This is a genomic window from Vogesella mureinivorans, from assembly GCF_007644035.1.
GTDB classification, from domain to species: domain Bacteria; phylum Pseudomonadota; class Gammaproteobacteria; order Burkholderiales; family Chromobacteriaceae; genus Vogesella; species Vogesella mureinivorans.
Genome location: NZ_VMTV02000744.1, coordinates 1 through 254, shown reverse-complemented (window position 1 = coordinate 254; position 254 = coordinate 1). Strand labels below are relative to the sequence as shown.

The 254-nt window shown below is 50.8% G+C and carries 1 protein-coding gene; it reads right to left on the bottom strand.

The genetic code is table 11. The features are described 5' to 3' along the window. Window positions 1–40: 40 nt before the first annotated feature. On the bottom strand, window positions 41–254 hold a 214-nt coding region (locus tag FLQ44_RS25415), incomplete at its 5' end, for a DNA-directed RNA polymerase subunit omega (RefSeq protein WP_276607879.1).

The following is a 254-nucleotide window of genomic DNA, read 5'->3' as shown; positions in this document are numbered from 1 at the left end:
ACTGTTGGTCGGTGTCAGTTCCGGTTCCGAGATTATACGATCACAGGGGTTTTCTTACAAAGATCGCAATCCATACTCGGGCTCCTGTTTTCGGCTGCGTAGTGGGATTATCCTCCAGCGCAGCACGATGAGGATCATCCTCAAGTTCGACTTTGGCGGGCGATAAAGTATTCGGCTTGTCATTGTCCCACTCAACAGTAGGCTCAATACCTTGACGTGCCAATTGACGCGCGCGTTTGCTTGCCACTAGTACA